This window comes from Pseudoroseomonas cervicalis ATCC 49957 (assembly GCF_000164635.1).
GTDB classification, from domain to species: domain Bacteria; phylum Pseudomonadota; class Alphaproteobacteria; order Acetobacterales; family Acetobacteraceae; genus Pseudoroseomonas; species Pseudoroseomonas cervicalis.
Window position 1 is genome coordinate 18109 of record NZ_GG770777.1, and the last position, 1533, is coordinate 19641.

2 protein-coding genes are annotated in these 1533 nt (G+C 77.2%); both read right to left on the reverse strand.

Translation table 11 applies throughout. The annotated features are described in order from the left end of the window. Positions 1-17: 17 nt before the first annotated feature. Positions 18-959: an ABC transporter ATP-binding protein gene (locus HMPREF0731_RS00090; protein ID WP_007001921.1), complete on the reverse strand. Its 942-nt coding sequence runs from the start codon at positions 957-959 to the stop codon at positions 18-20. Beyond that, positions 956-1533 (reverse strand): ABC transporter permease subunit (locus HMPREF0731_RS00095; protein ID WP_007001922.1); only part of this gene is annotated, 578 nt, incomplete at its 5' end. The genes HMPREF0731_RS00095 and HMPREF0731_RS00090, both read right to left, overlap by 4 nt.

A 1533-nucleotide genomic window follows, 5' to 3' on the forward strand; every position in this document is an offset into this window, starting at 1 on the left:
CAGGGCGCCGCGCCGCATCAGCCGCGCATCCCCGCGCCGCGCGGCACATCCTCCCAGCGCAGCGTGCCGCCGGGATGGGCGGGGCCGGGCGCGATGGCCAGGCTCTCGGCGCCCTCGGCCAGCAGGCGCAGCAGCGCCTGCTTCAGGCTGGCATCGTGCGGCAGCAGCGTCAGGCCCGGCAGGGCGCCGGGGCGGGTGAACTCGGCCGCCGGCAGCGTCGCCAGCCGGTGGAAGGCCAGGCCCTCCTCGCCGAACAGGGCCCGCACCGGGGGCGGGGCGCCGGGCTCGACCACCTGGGCCGGGCGGCCCTGCGCCACCAGCCGCCCCTGGTCCAGCACCGCCAGCCCGTCGGCCAGGGCCAGCGCCTCCTCGACATCATGGGTCACGAAGAGAATGGTCTTGCCGGTGGCCTGGTGGATGCGGCGCAGCTCGCCCTGCAGCCCGCGGCGCGTCCCGGGGTCGAGGGCGGAGAAGGGCTCGTCCATCAGCAGCAGCGGCGGGTCGGCGGCCAGCGCGCGCGCCAGGCCGACGCGCTGCGCCTGGCCGCCGGACAGCTCATGCGGGTAGCGGTCGCGGAACTGCGCCGGCTCCAGCCCGACCAGGCCCAGCAATTCCTCGACCCGGGCGGCGATGCGCGGCGCCTGCCAGCCCAGCAGGCGCGGCACCGTCGCGATGTTGTCCGCCACCCGCCAATGCGGGAACAGGCCGACCGACTGGATGACATAGCCGATGCGCCGGCGCAGCGCCTCGGGCTCGGCCTGGGCGACGTCGCGCCCCTCGACCAGCACCCGCCCGGCGCTGGGCTCGACCAGCCGGTTGACCATGCGCAGCAGCGTCGACTTGCCCGAGCCGGATTCGCCCAGCAGCACGCAGAGATGCCCCGCCGGCACCTCCAGCGTCACCCGGTCCACCACGGTGCGGCCGGCATAGCGGCGCGTGGCGCCCTCGAAGCGGATCATGCGCGCGCCTCCAGCGCCGATTGCAGCGCGGCCAGCGCCGCGTCCACCGCCAGCGACAGCGCCACCACCGGCAGCACGCCGAGCAGGATCAGGTCGGTCGCCAGCTGCCCGATGCCCTGGAAGACCAGCGCGCCGAGGCCGCCGCCGCCGATCAGCGCGGCCAGCGTCGCCAGCCCCACCGCCTGCACCGCCGCCAGCCGCAGCCCGCCCAGCACCACGCCAAGCCCGAGCGGCAGGCGCAGCCGCCACAGGATCTGACGCTCCTTCATGCCCTGGCCGCGCGCCGCCTCGACCAGGGCGGGCGGCGCCACGCGCAGCCCGGCCAGCAGCTGGCTGGAGAGCGGCAGCAGCAGATAGGCGGCGATGCCGAGTACCGCCGGCGCCGGCCCGATGCCGCCGATGCCCCAGGCGCGCAGCGCGGGCCAGGCGGCGGCCAGCGCCGCCAGGGGCGGCATCAGCAGCCCGAACAGCGCGATGGAGGGCACCACCTGCACCCCATTGGCCACCCCGAGCAGCGCCGCCTCCAGCCGGGGCCGCCGCAGCGCGGCGAGGCCGAGCGGCAAGGCGAGCGCCA

Bases quoted from the DNA above. Each gene is read 5' to 3' on its own strand.
- HMPREF0731_RS00090 (WP_007001921.1), bottom strand. From the start codon at position 959: ATGATCCGCTTCGAGGGCGCCACGCGCCGCTATGCCGGCCGCACCGTG.